At 68.4% G+C, this 17,411-nt stretch carries 13 protein-coding genes and 1 tRNA gene; 9 read left to right on the top strand and 5 right to left on the bottom strand.

Annotated elements, in window-relative coordinates; genetic code table 11:
• Positions 1-6 precede the first annotated feature (6 nt).
• Positions 7-1,377, top strand: a complete 1,371-nt coding sequence (locus tag QM708_RS06420) for a 2-carboxy-D-arabinitol-1-phosphatase (protein WP_415105630.1) — start codon at positions 7-9, stop codon at positions 1,375-1,377.
• Between the two features lie 281 nt (positions 1,378-1,658).
• A complete protein-coding gene (locus tag QM708_RS06425) occupies positions 1,659-2,501 on the top strand; it encodes a sugar phosphate isomerase/epimerase family protein (protein ID WP_415111322.1) in 843 nt (280 codons plus the stop codon).
• Positions 2,502-2,635: 134 nt separating this feature from the next.
• Here QM708_RS06425 and QM708_RS06430 read toward each other — a convergent pair whose 3' ends face one another.
• Positions 2,636-2,884, bottom strand: a complete 249-nt coding sequence (locus tag QM708_RS06430) for a hypothetical protein (RefSeq protein ID WP_415105633.1) — start codon at positions 2,882-2,884, stop codon at positions 2,636-2,638.
• Positions 2,885-3,112: 228 nt separating this feature from the next.
• Between QM708_RS06430 and QM708_RS06435 the strand changes: the two genes are divergently transcribed.
• From QM708_RS06435 to QM708_RS06445, 3 genes are all read left to right on the top strand, one after another.
• Positions 3,113-4,021, top strand: coding sequence for a siderophore-interacting protein (locus tag QM708_RS06435; RefSeq protein ID WP_415105635.1), 909 nt, complete (start codon positions 3,113-3,115; stop codon positions 4,019-4,021).
• Between the two features lie 888 nt (positions 4,022-4,909).
• On the top strand, positions 4,910-5,104 hold the full coding sequence (locus tag QM708_RS06440; protein WP_415105638.1) for a hypothetical protein: 195 nt from the start codon (positions 4,910-4,912) through the stop codon (positions 5,102-5,104).
• Positions 5,105-5,324: 220 nt separating this feature from the next.
• The gene (locus tag QM708_RS06445) at positions 5,325-5,771 is read left to right on the top strand and encodes a PAS domain-containing protein (RefSeq protein WP_415105641.1); all 447 of its coding nucleotides are present in this window, start codon (positions 5,325-5,327) and stop codon (positions 5,769-5,771) included.
• Positions 5,772-6,057: 286 nt separating this feature from the next.
• Here QM708_RS06445 and QM708_RS06450 read toward each other — a convergent pair whose 3' ends face one another.
• The 4 genes from QM708_RS06450 to QM708_RS06465 all read right to left on the bottom strand — a co-directional run bounded on the left by QM708_RS06450 (position 6,058) and on the right by QM708_RS06465 (position 11,320).
• Positions 6,058-7,407: a DUF3100 domain-containing protein gene (locus QM708_RS06450; protein ID WP_415105644.1), complete on the bottom strand. Its 1,350-nt coding sequence runs from the start codon at positions 7,405-7,407 to the stop codon at positions 6,058-6,060.
• A 45-nt stretch (positions 7,408-7,452) separates the two neighbouring features.
• Entirely contained in the window at positions 7,453-8,700 is a 1,248-nt protein-coding gene (locus QM708_RS06455) for a M20 family metallopeptidase (protein ID WP_415105646.1), read from the bottom strand.
• 154 nt (positions 8,701-8,854) lie between these two features.
• Positions 8,855-10,294, bottom strand: coding sequence for a nitronate monooxygenase (locus QM708_RS06460; RefSeq protein WP_415105649.1), 1,440 nt, complete (start codon positions 10,292-10,294; stop codon positions 8,855-8,857).
• 943 nt (positions 10,295-11,237) lie between these two features.
• Positions 11,238-11,320: transfer RNA gene (locus QM708_RS06465), tRNA-Leu, on the bottom strand.
• A 208-nt stretch (positions 11,321-11,528) separates the two neighbouring features.
• Here QM708_RS06465 and treY point away from each other — a divergent pair.
• Genes treY through QM708_RS06485 form a run of 4 tightly spaced genes read left to right on the top strand, consistent with a single transcriptional unit; the run spans position 11,529 to position 17,410 of the window.
• Positions 11,529-14,303 carry a malto-oligosyltrehalose synthase gene (gene treY / locus QM708_RS06470; RefSeq protein ID WP_415105652.1) on the top strand — a complete coding sequence of 925 codons (2,775 nt, stop codon included), beginning with the start codon at positions 11,529-11,531 and terminating at the stop codon, positions 14,301-14,303.
• Positions 14,296-16,176 carry a malto-oligosyltrehalose trehalohydrolase gene (gene treZ, locus QM708_RS06475; protein ID WP_415105655.1) on the top strand — a complete coding sequence of 627 codons (1,881 nt, stop codon included), beginning with the start codon at positions 14,296-14,298 and terminating at the stop codon, positions 16,174-16,176. Before treY ends, treZ begins: the two co-directional genes overlap by 8 nt.
• 45 nt (positions 16,177-16,221) lie before the next feature.
• Positions 16,222-16,929 carry an FhaA domain-containing protein gene (locus tag QM708_RS06480; protein WP_415105658.1) on the top strand — a complete coding sequence of 236 codons (708 nt, stop codon included), beginning with the start codon at positions 16,222-16,224 and terminating at the stop codon, positions 16,927-16,929.
• Positions 16,922-17,410, top strand: a complete 489-nt coding sequence (locus QM708_RS06485; protein WP_415105661.1) for an FHA domain-containing protein — start codon at positions 16,922-16,924, stop codon at positions 17,408-17,410. The genes QM708_RS06480 and QM708_RS06485 overlap by 8 nt, the downstream gene beginning before the upstream one ends.
• Position 17,411: the final 1 nt, after the last annotated feature.

Here is a 17,411-nt window from a genome sequence, read left to right on the forward strand (position 1 = left end):
AAAGTCATGAGAATCCTGAAGTCGGCATGGTCCGCGATCCTGTGCGTGCTGGTGCTGGTCTTCGCCACGGCCTGCACGCCGCCCGCGCCGAACGAGCCCTCGGCCGGCGATGCCACCGATCTGCGCTTCTACCTGGTCCGGCACGGCCAGACCTACACCAACATCAAGGAGATGAGCATCGCGTCGGCGGGCAGCGCCCCGCTGACCGAGAAGGGCCGCGCCTTCGCCTACTACGCCGGACTCGGACTGGCGCAGGAGAAGGTCGAGTTCCTGGCGACGTATTCCAGCCCGCTCAACCGCACCCACGAGACGGCCGAATACCTGCTGGCCGGCCTCGGCGTCCAGATGCCGATCACGGTCGAGGAGAACGTGCGCGACATCAACTGGGGCGTCATGGAGGCGGCCTACCCGGAGGAGTACCCGGAGCGCTATGGGCACGAGGGGAACGACTACAACTACTTCCTGGGCAAGGTGGACCAGAAGGACTTCGTCTCACCGGTCGAGGGCGCGGAGACGACCTATCAGTTCGCGCAGCGCTATGAGGAAGGGCTGAAGAACATCGCCTCGCAGCACCAGGGCAAGAAGGGGAACATCCTGGTCGCGTCGCACTCGACCATCGGGTTCTACGCCACCAAGTTCACCGGCGCCGACCCGCACGGCGTCCCCAACACGAGCGTGACCATCGTCGAGTACAAGGACGGCAAGTTCTCCCTCGTCGAGGAGGGCATCACCTCCTTCATGGAGAACGGCGAGAAGCTCTACGGTGCGAAGAAGGATCTGGAGATCCACCTGGTGACCTCGCCGCAGACCCTGCTGCAGGGCAAGAACCTGATCGAGGGCGGCGTGGACTCCAACCTGGTCGAGGCCGGCGAGAAGGCGGCCGCCAAGATTCCGGACGCCGTCGGTGGCACCCCGGCCGCGATCTACAGCAGCGACCAGGGACGTTCGCGCGCGGCCCGCGCGATCGCCTACCCGGATCAGGCCAAGGACGCGGTCGAGGACGCCCGGCTCAACGAGTTGTTCCTCGGGTACTGGGAAGGCGAGAAGATCGCGACCCTGCAGAACAGCGCCGCTGCGGATCTCGCGTTGCTGCGCTCCCCCGACGGCATCCTCCGCCTCACCCCGCGCGAGGGTGAGGGCGAGTACCCGATGCTCGCGGCCGGGCGCCTCCAGTCCATGCTGAAGGACATCGCTCTCAGGTATCAGGCCTCCGAGGGCAAGGTCGTCGTCTTCACGCACCCGTACCTGATCAAGAGTTACCTCAACGCGTTCTTCCCGGACTACCGGGTGCCGGTGTCGGACAAGGCGCAGGTGCTCAAGCTGACCTACAAGAGCAACCAGTTCAAGGTCGGCGGCATGACCGAGATCGAGCCGTAGCCGGATACGGCTCCCTCCGTCGGTCAACCGGGGTGGCGAGCGGACCCCACGAACCGCTCACCACCCCGTCCAACTATGTCCTATCAAATCCGTTGACAGGCCTTCGGGTAGGTGACAAACTCGACGGTGACGTCACACCCACCGCAACGAAGCGAGGAGATCTCCGTCATGTCCTTGAGTCCGGGCGCGGTCGGGAACTGACCAAACAGACGTAAGGCGAGCGGAGGCGACGCCTCCGGAGAGGGTTGTGAACTGTGGTCGAGATTGTCTTGGATCCCAACATGTACTACCGGTCGATGTCGACCGCCGACACCTTGTTCAAGGCCAAGGAACTGGGCTTCGACGGAGTGGAACTCTCCCCCAACACCGAGTTCCACTTCTGGCACCGCTACCCGAAGGCCGACGACGGCTTCGTCGCGGGCCTGAAGAAGGCGTCCCAGGAGTCGGGCATCCCGATTCGCACGCTGAACCCGGTGTTCAACTGGTCCTCCACCGATGAGACCGAACGCCAGGCGCAGGTGCGCAACTGGCGGCGGCTGCTGGAACTGGCCGACCAACTCGGCGTCCGCGAGATCGTCTCGGAGTTCTCGGGCAACCCGAACACGCCGCGCGAGTGCGAGGCGCAGTGGTACCGCTCGATGGAGGAACTCATCCCGGCCTTCGAGGGCTACGGCATCCGGCTCACCATGGAGGCCCACCCCTACGACTTCATCGAGACCCACGACGAGGCGATCAGCCTGATCCGCGGCGTCAACAAGCCGTGGATGGGCTACGAGTTCTGCGGGCCGCACACCTTCCACCTGTCCGAAGGGGCCGGCGATGTCGACCGGATGATCACCTCGTCCGCGCCGTGGCTGCGCGAGGTGCACGTGGCGGACGCCTTCAACCACCTCGCCAACGACGGCAACCGCTACATCATCAACCCGCCCGGGGTGGACGCCCGCGTCCACCAGCACAACGAGGTCGGCCTGGGCGAGGTGCCATGGGAGACGCTGTTCGACTCGCTGCGGAAGGTGGGCTTCGACGGGGTGTTCTCGGTGTGCATCTTCGGCTGGCACGAGCGTGCCGACGACGCCAACCGGCGGGTCCTCGAACGCCTGAGGGCGGAGTTCCCCGCAAACTGAGGCGGGCATACGACCCAAAGACAAGGAAAGAGGGGCGGCACCTGTGGGTGTCCGCCCCTCTTACTCAAACGGTGGCCGTGGGACCAGCCCGGCCGCTCCCCGGCGACATCGCGGCCGCCGAGAGCCCCGAGCGCTCACTTGCCGCTCGTGGGAACGACCGGCGAGAACAGGGCGAAGGACAGCCCCAGCAGGGCGGTGGCGACACCGGCGGTCAGCAGGACCGGGGCCGACAGGGTGACCGCACCGTAGACGGCGACGACGAAGGTGATGGACATGATCCCGAGAATCACGTCGCTGACACGGTTGCGGGCGGCGGGACGAACGGACGCGGCAGCCTCGGCGGCTTCGTGGGCAGCGGTGCGGGCGACGGCGGTGATGGTCATATGAGTGCTCCTTGACATGTGATGTGCAGGAACACTGACCGTGCCCTGCACGGCTGTGTGCACCCCCAACCGGGGTACGTGCTCAATTGTAGTAACAAAGACTACAAACTGCAAATGGTCGTCCGTTCAACCTCACGATCCCGTCACACCACCCCTCGAGCAGGCCAGCACGTCCGTCCGCCGGCAATAGACAACCCCCTCGTGCGCTCATTGATAGCGTCGCCGATCATGCCGCCCAGCCTCGTCGTCACCGCCACCGTCGACCACGTCGCACGGGTCTCGCCCACCTTCGTCCGGGTGTGGTTCACCGGCCCCGGGTTGAGCGAGTTCGGCACGCCCGGGCAGATCTACGACCAGCGGATCAAGGTGGTGCTGCCCGGCCCCTCGGGGCTGCTGCCCGATCTCGGCGACGGAGACGACTGGTGGCCCCGCTGGCAAGCGCTGCAGGCGGGCGAGCGCGGTGCGATGCGCACCTATTCGATCCGCGACATCGAGGGCGAGGGCGACGACACCCGCCTGGTCATCGACTTCGTGCTGCACCTCGCCGACGGGGCCACCGGTCCGGCGTCCGCCTGGGCGAACGCCGCCACCCCCGGCGACCGGGTGCTGCTGGTCGGGCCGCGCCGCGGGGTAGTGAACGGCGGAGTCGAGTTCCGCCCCGGCGATGCGTCGACGATCCTGCTCGCCGGCGACGAGACCGCGGCCCCGGCCATCGCACGCATCCTGCTCGACCTGAAGCCCGGGCCCCGCGGCATCGCGTTCATCGAGGTGCCGGACGCCGGCGACGCACTGCCGCTGCCGGATGTGCCCGGATTCGAGGTGCGCTGGCTTCCCCGCGACGGCGCCTCATTCGGATCCCGGCTCATCCCGTCGGTGCTCGAACACCTTGGCGGACGCCAGCGCGAAGGCGTCCACGACGACGATTCGGAGTTCCCGGTGTGGGAGACCCCCACCTATTCGGGTGCGGGCGAAGAGATCCGCGACGACGCCGGCGTCCCCGGACTGTACGTGTGGGTGGCCGGCGAGAGCGGCGTGGTCACCACCCTGCGCCGCCACCTCGTCCGCGACCTGGGGCTGAGCCGCCGCCAGGTCGCGTTCATGGGCTACTGGCGCCAGGGCACCGCCGCCGCCGGCTGAGCCACCACCGCAGGCATCGCGCCGGAGATGCTACTGCTGACGGCCCCCCTCTCCGGCGACGACGCGCGCCTCACATCCCGGCCAACCGGACGATCCACCTCGGCTGTGCAGTCTGGTGCTGCATTACATACCCGGCAAGGTATGAATTGCGACACCATGCCGCACCAGTCGACACACCAGGGCACCACCGCCAGCGGCTGAGCCGGCAAGCAGGTAAGGCCGCGCCCTCACGAGGGCGTCCGCGTCCTCAATGCAAAGTCGTGGTGCGTCTACTCGCCACACCTCTACATTGACAGCACCGGCGGCGACCACAGGCGACGGAGCGCAGGCTCGGTCGCTCGGCGCATCCAACCGTCGTCGCGCACATGCTGCAGCACCCGCGCGGTGACAACGTCCTACGCCAGGCGACGGAACCTACGCTCCGTCATGACCACGTTCGTCCGCCGCGGGCCATCCTCAACAAGGTCGCCTTCGACCAGTACGGCGACGACACCACCCGCACCCTGAGACGAGGTCTCCGACGCCAACGGTTCGGACCTGCGCAGTGACGTGAGAAGAAACGGGTCTGGCTACCAACCCGATTCCTCTCGCGTCACCGCTCGGCACCGGGCTCCTCGACGAACCAGCGGTGACAACGTCCTACGCCAGGCGACGGAACCCACGCTCCACTTGACCCGCTCACCCCGTCCCGACCGGCAAACGGGCACACATTTGCGGGCCAAGACGTGGTTCTGGACAGATTTGTTTCGCGTAGTGGACATAGGGCGCCTTCCTTTGCTCTTGCCAACCGGGAGGCGGACAATTGATGTAGCGCCCGGTTCGGGTGCGCACATCGTGCGGGAGCAAGGCGAGTGTTCCTGCACGCCACCCATGAAAGAGAGCACTCCCATGAGTACCGCCACCGTCACCCACGATCACACCCTCAAGGTCCTGTACGCCCTGCTGACCGTCGCCCTGCTGACGGCCGTCGCCGGCTCCGCCACCGCCGCGGCAGGCATCGCGATCACCGGAGGCCTCGTCGCCATGGTGCTCGGATCGTCGATCGGCTGGCTCACGATGGGTACGCCGGCCCCCAGCAAGTAAACGCGATCTAGCCAACCTCCGCCCGGAGGCAAAACGCCCGGGCGGAGGTTGGCTAGTCTCGTTCCGGAAGAAGGATCAGCGTCGGCGCATGCCACACGAGCGATAGATGGGTGTCGGTACGCACCGCGGCAGCGATCAACGGTCCCGAATCACACAGGATCACCACCAACGCACCCCCACGCGATGAGCGAATCTGCGGGCCTCTGGCGCACAATGGGGCATGCTGACTGATCCAACGACGGACTACCTTCTGCACCTCAAGGCCGCCGCTCTTGATTGCGCCGGCGATGCGGTCATCGTGATCGACCGTGAGGGCATCATTCGCGTCTGGAACTCCGCCGCCCAGCGGCTGTTCGGCTGGACGGCGGAGCAGACGATCGGCCAGGACGTGAAGATCATGATCCCCGAGCGCCTGCGCTCCTCGCACGATCGCGGTTTCTTCGCCGCGATGGCGTCCGGTCATCTGCATTCCGACGGACGCCCGCGGCACACCAAGGCTGCCGGGCCGGGCGGCGAGACCATCTACGTGACGATGAGCTTCGCCGTGGTGTCGGACGCCGCGGGTGCGGCGATCGGGTCGGTCGCCATGGCCCGGGAGTGGATCCGCGAACCACGCCACGAACCGCGTCCGGCTGCCGTGGGGGCACCCGCCAGGGACTCCCAGTAATGACTGATCGGCGATTTGTCCACACTCAGCCCCACCTTCGGCGACCTGGTCGCACCTGTCGCCCGGCTCCCGAGCATTCGCCCGGTTTCCTACCCGGGCGACGGTGAGTACACCGGGCGACGTGGCGGGCGACTGTGCTTAACCCGGGCGACTGCACTTAACCCGGGCAAACGTGAACGCACCGGGCGGCGCGGGCGGACTACCTCGCCAAACCAAACAGATGTCGCCCGCCCCGGGAACCCCAGGGCGGGCGACGTATCAAGCCGTGATCAGGCCGGGAGCGGCATCACCGGTGCAGGATCGCGAGCACCACCTCGGCGATGACGGTCGAGGCGAGGAAGGTCGCGCCGATGACGACGAAGCCGACGGGCAGGATCTTCCAGCCGATCTGGCGCAGCATCGGCAGATCCTTGCCGATGCTCAGACCGGCGATGGCCAGCATCAAGGTGATCACCGAGAGGAAGTCGACCGACGCGGCGGTCGCCAGCACCCGCTCCGCACCCGGGAAGTAGGGCGAAGTGATGTAGGCACCGACGACGATGACCACGATCAGCGCGGGCACCTTGCCTTTGGTGACCGAGGCCAGCCACAGGCCGAGCGCCACCATCGCCGACATCAGGGCGTAGGTGAGCACCATGTCGAAGGAGAAGCCCTTCTTCACGATGCTGGCGGTGACCAGGCCGCCGATGCTCATGATCAGCAGGCTCGCGCCGGGATGCAGGTTCACCTTCGGCACATCCAGCACCTTGGCCAGTGCGCTGATCTTGCCGGCCACCTCGCTGTTGCCGGTTTCCTTCTGGCGGCGGGTGAGGAACTTGTAGAACCGGTCCGCCAGCGGCAGCGAGATCCACAGCGCCAGCGGGACGCCGGCCAGGCTCGCGATCAGGTTGGCCGTGGTGGCGTAGGCCGCGATCGTGTCCGCGTTCTCGGGGTGCGCGGCGCTGACCGAGGCGATGCCCGCGGCCATCATCGAGCCCGAACCGACGCCGGAGCCCATCGCGAGGGCCTCCCAGCGGAAGATGCCCAGCGAGGAGATGACCGAGGCCACCAGGCTGACGATGATCGCGCCGAAGATCGAGCCGAAGACGTACATCGACAGCACGCCGCGGTACTGCGGGGAGTCCGAGCCGAACCGGGAGGTCACCATCGCGAAGGACGGCTCACGGTCGATCGAGAACGTCGCGCCGACGGTGGCCGGGCCCATTCGCAGCAGGACGGCCAGCGGCAGGGCGAGCAGCAGCGAGCCGAACACGTTGCCCAGTTCCTGCAGCAGCAGCGCGGGCCCAGCGGAGATGAGTGCCGGGATCTGCTGGCCGAGGGTGAGCGAGAGGCGTCCGCACAGCACCAGCACGGCGACGCTCATGATGGCGTTCGCGGTGTGCTGCAGGTCGACCGAGAGCGGGCGGAACCGCTGGCCCGAAATGAGGACGCCCATCAGCAGCGCCCAGATCATCGGCAGCAGCATGATCGAGGCATTGCCGAAGGGGATGTTGAGCGGACCGATGAACTGGGCGATCGAGGCGATGATGACCATGAGGCCGACCAGCGCCCACAAGCCCTTGTCTTTGAGGGAGATGTTGAATTCGCGCTGCGGGGCGGCGGTGACCGCCTCGCTCGCGCCGGATGATGAGGCCATGAGGGACCTTTCGGTTGGGTGGGTCGTCGAGGCGGGCCAGTCGGATCAGGCGATGAACTTCGCCTGGGTGGCCCCGGCGGGGCGGGCGGCCTTGCGGGCCTTGAAATCGGCGCGCAGGCCGGGGGTCAGCGCGACATCGAGGACGGTGGCGGCCATGCTGACCGCGCCGTCGATAAGGGTGTCGTCGGCCTCGGGGCTGGCCGCCACCGCGGTGAAGGCCGGGTTGTGCGGCGGCGCCTGATGCCCGCGGATGGTGACCAGCGGGTGAATGGCGGGGACGACCTGGGACACGTTGCCCATGTCGGTCGACCCGCCGCCCTGGTGGATGCCCGGGTCGATCGTCCGGCCGCGCGCGGCGAAGTTGACGTCCCACAGCCGCGACAGCGTCTCGTCGCTCTTCACCGGCAGGTAGGGGTGTTCGGTCGATTCCCACTCCCAGGTGCAGCCGGTCGCGATGGCGCCCGCCTCGAAGCAGCGCAGCACCTTCTGCTTCATATCGCGCCACACGTCAAGGTCGTAGGCGCGCAGTTCGACCTGGACGACCGTGCGGTCGGGAATGATGTTGGTCGCGTCACCGCCATGGGAGATGAACGCGTTCAGGTTGGTGCTCTTCGGCAGTTGCTGGCGCAGCATCGCGAAGGCGTTCAGCGCGAGCACCGCCGCGTTGGAGGCGTTGATACCCAGTTCGGGCGCGGCGGCCGCATGCGAGGTGCGTCCGGTGTAGATCACCTGGAACCGGTCCACCGCGGTGAACAGGATGCCGCTGGCGCTGTGGCTGTCCGCGGTCATGCCGGGCGTCGCGGTGAGGCCGTGCACCATTAGGGAGAGGTCGGCGTCCTCGAAGGCGCCCGCCTCCAGCAGCGAGACCTTGCCGCCGCCGTGCTCCTCGGCCGGGGTGCCCAGCAGCACCACGCGCAGGCCGGCCTGCTCGGCCACCGTCGCCAGCCCGAGTGCGGCGCCGACGCCCGCGGCGCAGATCAGATTGTGACCGCAGGCGTGCCCCACCCCGGGCAGCGCATCGTATTCGGCGCAGATGACGACGGTGAGATCACCGTCGCCGTAGACGGCCTCGACGGCGGTCTCCACACCGTAGGCGCCCACCTCGACCTGGAACCCGGCCTCGCCCATCGTCTTCGCGACCAGGGCGGCGGCTTCGTGCTCCTCCCAGGACAGTTCCGGGTTGGCGTGGATGGTGTGGCTGAGGTCCAGCAACTGCGGGCGCAGCCCCTCGATCTCGTTGGTCACCTGCTCCTTGACCGCCACCCGACCGTCTGGGGACACCGACTGCGCCATGCCTTTGTTCCTCTTCTCCGAAGGCCTCGCCTCCACCGCGGGACAGCCTATTGCCGAGGAACTCTCCGTGGCACCGATCGAGTTCAGATCGTTAACAGAGTCTTAAACAAAGCTGAACACAGGGATGTGATGCCCCGCGATGCCCCGGCACCGGTTACTCGGCGCTCGGCTGCTCGACGGCGCTGAGCAGCCATTCGACGGCCTGGGTGGCGTCCCAGCCGCCGGGGTAGGCCCGCAGCAGCCCTTCGGCGCCCTCGAGATCCTGGCCCAAGGTGATCGCCGGTTCTTCGGCGTAGGAATCCTTGCGCAGCTGCGGCATGCCGATATTGGCGAACAACGCATTGCACAGGCATTTGCGGCCCACCGTCTCGGCGATGTCGCCGCCCTTCTTGACGAACATGTGCACCGGTTCGGAGGCGCACCGGTAGATGATCGTGCCGTCGGGTTTCTCCACCGGCGCACGCAGGTAACCGAGGTCGCAGATGCGGTTGCGCGCCTCGTAGCGTTCGGGTTCGGCCATCGTCCCGGACAGCTCGGCCACCTTGAACGGGAACCCGGTCGGGGAGGCGAGCGGATCGTTGCGCACCACCAGCGTGCCGGCACGGAGTTCGTCGAGGAGGCGTCCGCGCAGCTCATCGGTCAGCCCCGAATCGGACGCCAGCGCGAACACCGTGCCGCACTGGACGCCCTCGGCTCCCGCCGCGCGCGCGGCGGCGACCTTCTCCGGCGTGCTCCAAGCACCGGCCAGCCAGAACGGCAGGCCGAGGGCCGCCATCTTGGTGAGATCCGCCTCGTCCTTGGCCGAATAGACCGGCTGGCCGGTCTCATCCAGCCGCATCGTGCCGCGCGGCGGGGCGCTGTGCCCGCCGGCGACCGGACCCTCGACCACGAACCCGTCGGGACGGATCTCGGGGTCGCGCGCCAGATAGCCGCCCAGCACATGCAGCGAGATGATCGCCAAGAAGATCGGACGCCGCAACGGCGGCAGTTCGTCGCCGAGATAGGTGTGCGGGTTCAGCGCCGCGACATGCGTGCGGGACTGGTTGGTGACGGCGATGTCGAGGTGCGCGGGGCGTCCGTGAGCGATATCGGTCAGCACCCGGGGCATCTCCTTCGGGATGCCCGCCCCCATCAGCACGTAATCGACGCCGGCGAGCATCGCGCCGAGCACCGCCGAGAGCGTGGCGGTCTGGATCTTCTCCAGGAAGTTGATCCCGACGACGCCGTCGTGCCCTTCCTTGGCCAGCCACACCTCGACGAAGTTGCCGGCCAGCGACAACTCGATCGCGGAGCGGCGAGGAGAGATCGTCAGCATCGGGTGCGGACGATAAGGCTGCCCCGCGGGGCGTCCGCCTTCGAGGAAGTAGGCATCGAGCACCCGCTGCGCCATCGCGGGAGACGGGAAATGGGCGAGCGCCCGGCGGGCATGCCCGCCCGGATCGCCGTCCTGCAGCACGCGGGCGAGAACCCCGTCGAGCGCCGTCCCCGACACGACCCCCAGATGCCCGGTCTTCGCGACCGCGCGCGCGAGTTGCCATGAGGACACGGCGACGCCCATGCCTCCCTGGATGATGATCGGGTGCTGCTTCGCCATGGTGGTCCTTCACGTGCCGGGGGACGCCACCTCCCGGGGCAGCGTTCAACACCTACGGTACCGTAGGTTGGGGCGATCGTGCTCACCCAGGCGAGCCCGCGCCCACTTCGACGCTGCCGATTTGAGCACGAGAACTCGGTCGGGCCACGATCGAGACCTGCCGCCCGGATGACCTGAGCGCCAACACCCCGGCAGCCACCTCTCCGACACCGACGCTTCACTCGCGCGCACGAGTTGCACCGTTGCCGACGAGATTTCGTGCGCAACGGTGCAACTCGTGCGCAAGGACGCCGGTCAAATCCCTGGCGGTGGTGTCATCCGCTGAATCTTCGACGAGCCGGGTCATATGAGAGGAACCGGGTCGGTACTCAAACCCGTTCCTTCTCACATCACGGTGCACATCCAACACCGCCGGCGCCTGAGACCGATGTCGATGCCGCTCACCCTCTGGCCGGTGAGTCGCGAGCGCCGCCAATGTAGAGATGTGGCGAGTAGACGCACCACAACTTTGCATTGATGACACCGACACCTTCGTGGAGTTGAAGCATGCGCACGACGACAGTCGCACGCGCCAAGTGACCGGGGCACGCGCCCCGGCGCCCGCGGTCGACACAGGCCCACCAAACACCTCTCGAAGACAGGCGTCCGGGTGAACTCATTCGCGGGAGCATCCTGTTCCCCGGTGGTGGTGCTGCCGCAGATCCAGCGCGCCCTGAGGGCGGGATTGTCCTGGTGCGGGATCGTGGTCTAAGTACAGACCAAAATCCCGCGCTGGGACACCGCAACGAGAAGCGACCACGACGGACGGGACGAGAAGCGACCACGACGGCGCAGGTGCGAGGTCGGCGCCGCCAGCGAGGCCGACTCGGTGGCGCCAGGACAGCGGACCCGGTGCGCCCGCGGGCACGAAAAAGGCCAAGTCCCGAAGGACTTGGCCTCAACGTGCGCGAGAGAGGAGTTGAACCTCCACGTCCTTTCGGACACACGGACCTGAACCGTGCGCGTCTGCCATTCCGCCACTCGCGCGTCGCCCCCTCGCGGGGACAGCCAGAACAAGGTAGCACACTCCGGCCGCGTCCTCCTATTCGAGGTCCTCCATGTCGCTGGGGACCGGTGCCACCCCGGCTCCGCAGCGGTGTTGCCCCCGGGCGGACGACGTCCCCGAATCCCTCGAAGACTGTCGGAGGCCGCCGCTAGGGTGGAAAACCACCCGCAACCGAGCGTGAGGATCGCGATGACCCAGACTCAGGCAGCAGCCGTCGAGACGCCGCGCCACCATCTGCCGTCGGCCGGACGCCGCACTCCGGTGTCCACCTACCGGCTGCAACTCGGCCCCGATCTGAGCTTCGACCAGGCTGCGGCGCAGTTGCCCTACCTGGACGATCTCGGCGTCACCGATCTGTATCTCAGCCCGATCCTGCAGGCGGCGCCGGGCAGCACGCACGGCTACGACGTGGTCGACCACACCCGGATCTCGGAGGTGATGGGCGGGCGTGCGGCCTTCGAGCGGCTCGCCGAGGCGACGCACGCGCGCGGGATGGGGATCGTGGTCGACGTGGTGCCGAACCATATGGGCGCGCCGACGCCGATCTATCACAACAAGGCGCTGTGGTCGGTGCTGAAGCAGGGCCGGCAGTCTCCCTATGCCGCCTGGTTCGACGGTACGGACGCCGACGAGGACGATCCGTTCCTGATGCCCGTGCTGGGCGCCCGGATCGGCACGGTGCTCACCGCCGGTGAGATCACCCTCGACTACCGCACCCTGCCCGGTCACGAGGCGGACGGCGAGCAGCCGGTGCTGGTCTATTTCGAGCATGTCTTCCCGGTGCGCGCCGGCACCGAGCATCTGCCGCTGCCGTTGTGTGTGCAGGCCCAGCACTACCGGCTGGCTTATTGGAAGGTGGCTGATGAGGAGCTGAACTTCCGCCGCTTCTTCGACGTCGACACCCTGGTCGCGCTGCGGGTGGAGGATCCGGACGTCTTCGACGCCACCCACGCCCTGCTGCTGGAGTTGTTCCGCGCCGGCCACATCGACGCGTTCCGGATCGATCATCCTGACGGATTGGCCGACCCGCGCGGGTACATGCGCCGGCTGTCGGCGGCCACGGACGGCGCCTGGATCGCCGCGGAGAAGATCCTCGAAGGCGACGAGGACATGCCCGAGGACTGGCCGGTCGCGGGCACCACCGGCTACGACGCGGCCTGGCGCATCGGGGCGCTGCACTGCGCGCCGTCCGGGTTGGGCGATCTGGCCGCCGTCGCGCACGCGGTCGCCGGCGACACCCCCGGTTCGCTGCCGGAGGTGATCACCGACTCCAAGCGCGAGATCACCACGACCAGCCTGTACGCCGAGGTGTACCGGATCGCCACCCTCGCGCACGCGATCTGCCGCGCCGACATCATGCTGCGCGACCACACCTTCAATTGGATCGGCCGTTGCATCACCGAACTCGTGATCGCCTTCGACCGCTACCGCGCCTACATCGTTCCCGGTGAGGAGGCTCCCGAGCAGTCGGTGGCGCTGATCAACCAGGCGGCGCGGGAGGCGTCGGAGCGGCTCGACGAAGAGCTGCGCGAGACCATGTCGGTGGTGGTCGATCTGGTGCTCGGACGCGAGGTCGGCTCGGCGAGCCACGCCCAGCGGGCGATGCGGGACGAACTGGTGGTCCGGTTCCAGCAGGTCTGCGGCGCGGTGACCGCGAAGGGTGTCGAGGACACCGCCTTCTACCGCTGGACCCATCTGGTCTCGATGAACGAGGTCGGCGGCTCGCCCGAGACGTGGGGGCTGAACCCCGATGACTTCCACCGCTGGTGCTCGGCGATGGCGCAACGCTGGCCGGTGACGATGACCTGCGGCACCACCCACGACATGAAGCGCTCCGAGGACGTCCGCTGCCGGATCGGCGTCCTGTCGCAGTACGCGCCCGAATGGCGCGCGCTGGTCGGCAAGCTGCACCCCTATGCCGAGGGCATCGAAGGCCACACCGAGAACCTGTTCTGGCAGATCCTGGCCGGCACCTGGACCGATGAGGGCCCGATCGAGCGGGAACGGATGGAGGCCTACCTGCTCAAGGCGGCGCGCGAGCAGAAGCTCTGGACGTCGTGGACGCAGCCGGACGCCGAGGGCGAGGCCGAACTGGCCGCGTTCGTCGGGCGGATCTACGACGACGGTGGGCTGATGGGCGCGTTCGCCGACTGGCACCAGTTCACCGCCGCCTCGGCGCGGGCGGCGATCCTGGCGCACAAGGCCGTCCAGCTGACCTGCCTGGGCGTGGCCGACACCTACCAGTCCTGCGAGACCGTGCAGAACTATCTGGTCGACCCCGACAACCGGCGTCCGGCCGACTTCGCCCACCTCGCCGATCTGGCCAGCTATCTCGACCGCCGGGCGCCGCTCACGCTCGCCGAAGAGAAGCTGCTGCTCACCCGCGCCGTGCTGCGCCTCCGCCGACGCCTGCCCGGCGCCTTCGTCGGCCCGGACGCCGCCTACCGTCCGCTGCCGAGCAGCACCGGCAACGCGCTGTGCTTCGCCCGCGGGCGCGACCCGCGCGTGGTCACCATCGCCGCGCGCCTGCACCGCACGACCGCCAAGCAGGAGGGGTTCACCGAGCACATCGTCGTCCTGCCCGAAGGCACCTGGCGCGATGTGCTCACCGAGGCGGAGTACGCCGGCGGCTCGGTCCCGCTCGCCGAGTTGCTGCGCACCTACCCGTGCGCGGTGCTGGAGAAGATCGCTGGTCCCGGTGGTACGGACGCCGGACAGCAGGCGGACGCGCTGCTGCCCCAGGCCAGCGGTGGCGACGCCCTGTTCCGCCCCGGTCCCCGGCTCGGACCCGATGGCCGCCCGGTCCCGGCATCGATCCCCACCGAAGCCACCGAGGAGACGACCACGGGCCTGCTCGGCTGGTTGAGCCGACGCTTCTTCGAGCGCACCCATCCCGACACGACCCAAGGCGACCACCACGGAAACGGCACCCGGGATGAGCGGAACGGCAACGGCCATGGCTGACCCGGCCACGATGAACAGCCCGTCCCCGGCACACACCCTGCCCGTCCGGGTCTGGGCGCCGCTGGCCTCATCCGTCCACGCGGTCCTGGTTCCGTCGCGCCCGGGCACGGACGGCCTGACCGAGCATCCACTCACCCCCGATGGTGATGGGTACTGGAGCATCGATCTGCCCGTGGGCACCGACTATCTGCTCAGCGTGGACGGGGGTGAGCCGCGGCCCGATCCGCGCAGTGCGTGGCAGCCGTTCGGCGTCCACGGCCCGAGCCGGGTCTTCGACAGCGCCGCCTACGCCTGGGCGGACGTCGATTGGCCCGGGCGCGACGTGCTGGGCGGGGTGTTCTACGAGCTGCACGTGGGCACCTTCACCCCCGAGGGCACTCTGGACGCCGCGATCGGCCGGCTCGGCCATCTCGTCGAGCTCGGGATCGACACGATCGAGTTGATGCCGCTCGCGCCGTTCCCGGGCGAGCGCGGCTGGGGCTACGACGGCGTCGAGCTGTACGCGGTGCACGAGCACTACGGCGGCCCGGCAGCGTTGCAGCGCTTCGTGGACGCCGCGCATGCCCACGGCCTGGCCGTCTGCCTGGACGTGGTCTACAACCATTTCGGCCCGGCCGGGAACTATGCGCCAGCCTTCGGCCCGTACTTCACCCAGAAGCACCACACGCCGTGGGGCGCGGCGATCAACCTCGACGACGCGCATGCCGGCGGCGTCCGGGCCTTCATCGTCGACAACGCGCTGCGCTGGCTGCGCGACTTCCACATCGATGCGCTCCGCCTGGACGCCGTGCACGCCCTGCACGACGACTCGCCCCGGCACATCCTGGCCGAGCTCGCGGACGCCGTCGCGGACTTCGAGCAGGCGAGCGGCCGGCGGGCCACGCTGATCGCCGAATCCGACCTGAACCAGGTCGCGATGATCGCGCCGACCGCCGCGCACCCCGGCGACACCGGAGATCCGGCGCTGGCCGGCACCCCGGACGGCCGCGGCATGGACGGCCAGTGGGCCGACGACGTCCATCACGCGCTGCACGCCTGGCTGACCGGGGAGCGGTTCGGCTACTACGGCGACTTCGGCTCCGCCGAGACGCTCGCGCACGCCTTCGAGCGCGTGTTCGTGCACGACGGCGGCTACTCGTCGTTCCGCGGCAGCGACTGGGGCGCCCCGGTGCCGGACGCCGTGGACCGCCGCCGGTTCGTCACCTTCACCCAGAACCACGACCAGGTCGGCAACCGGGGCCTCGGCGACCGCCCTGACGAGCGGCTCAGCCCCGGCCAGGCCGCCGCCGGAGCCGCCTTGTTGCTGCTGTCCCCGTTCACTCCGCTGCTGTTCCAGGGCCAGGAGTGGGGCACGCGGCGTCCGTTCCGCTTCTTCTGCGACCACGACGCCGACCTGGGCCAGCTCGTCACCCAGGGCCGCACCAAGGAGTTCGCCGAACACGGCTGGGAGCAGCTCTACGGCCCCCAGGCCGCCATCCCCGATCCGCAGTCGCCAGACACCTGCGCCGGCTGTGTGCTGGACTGGGCCGAGCTCGGCGAGGTGGGGCATACGGCCATGCTCGACTGGTATCGCAGGCTGATCGAATTGCGGCGTGAGTACGGGTTGGGCGAGTCCCACCAGGGGAGGCTGCCGGTCCGTGCCCGCCACGGCGAGGGGTGGTTTGCGTTGACCCACGGGCCCCTGACCGTGGTGGCCTCCCCGCATACCGACGGCCGCGCCGATCTGGGGTTGCTGGGGCTCGGCGAGCCCTCGTTCCTGGCCCGGCACGGGGACGTCCGCATCGCCGGATCGGAGCTTCACCTAGCCGCACCGGCGGTAGTTGTACTCGGTTCTCTGAGTACTCCTCACCTCCCGCTCAGGGTCAGCGGCTAGTCTTGTCCCGGCGATCTGGCCTGCAAGCACGAGAAAGGAGGTCCCGTGGGAGTGTTCGACAACCTTGAGCGCAAGCTCGAAGGGGTGGTCAACGGCGCCTTCGCGCGGGCCTTCAAGGGTGATGTGCAGCCCGTCGAAATCACCGCCCGGCTGCAGAAGGAGCTGGACGCCGAGGCCCGTCTGCTGGCCCGCGACCGCAAGCTCGTGCCCAACGAGTTCACCATCGGGTTGTCCCACCACGACTACGACCGCCTGGTGCCCTACAGCCGCACCCTCAACTCCGACATCATCCCGCAGTTGCGCGAGTACGCCGCGACGGCCGGTTATGTGTTCAACGGGCCGGTCACCATCGTCTACGAACTCGACGAGAACCTTCCCGTGGGCCGTTTCACCGTGACCAGCGAGGCCGTCGCCGCTGCGGCGTCCTCGGCGACCGCGACCGCGATCCGCCGCGCCAGTCTCGTCCTGGAGGTGAACGGCATCCGGCATCCGCTGAGCGCCCCCGGCTTCACGCTGGGCCGCGGCACGGACGCCGACGTGCGCATCAACGACCCCGGCATCTCCCGGCTGCACGCCCGGATCAGCGTCTCCGGCGACACCGAGCATCCCTCGGTGACCATCGAAGACATGGGTTCCACCAACGGCATCATCGTCGACGGACGCCGCGTGCAGCAGGCCGCATTGCAGGACGGCTCGCGCGTCGAACTGGGCAATACCCGCATGCTCGTCAGATCACCGGTGAGCGATGTCTGAGATCCTCGTCTTCGGGTTCAAGTTCGCCTTCCTCGCCCTGCTGTGGGTGTTCGTGTGGTTCGTCGGTGCCGTGATCCGCTCCGACCTGTTCGGACGCCGCGTCCGGACCGCCGCCGCCCCGGTCCCGGCCGAGGTGCCTGCGGCGTCCGGCCCGGCCAAGAAGAGCTGGGCCGAGCGCCGGGCGGCCAAACGGATGCCGACCACGCTACGGATCAGCCAGGGCAAGCAGGCCGGGCTGACCATGACGCTCGGCGACCACCTCAAGATCGGCCGTAGCGCCGACTGCCAGTTGATCCTCGACGACGACTATGTGTCGACGCGGCACGCGCGCATCTACCGGACCACGACCGGCTACATGGTCGAAGATCTCGGCTCCACCAACGGCACCTACCTCAACCAGGAGCGGTTGAGCGCACCGGCGCCGTTCACCCCCACCGACACGCTACGCATCGGGCGGACCCTGCTCACCGTGGAGGTCTGAG

This window comes from Propioniciclava sp., assembly GCF_047602245.1.
In the GTDB taxonomy this organism is placed as follows: Bacteria; Actinomycetota; Actinomycetes; order Propionibacteriales; family Propionibacteriaceae; genus Propioniciclava.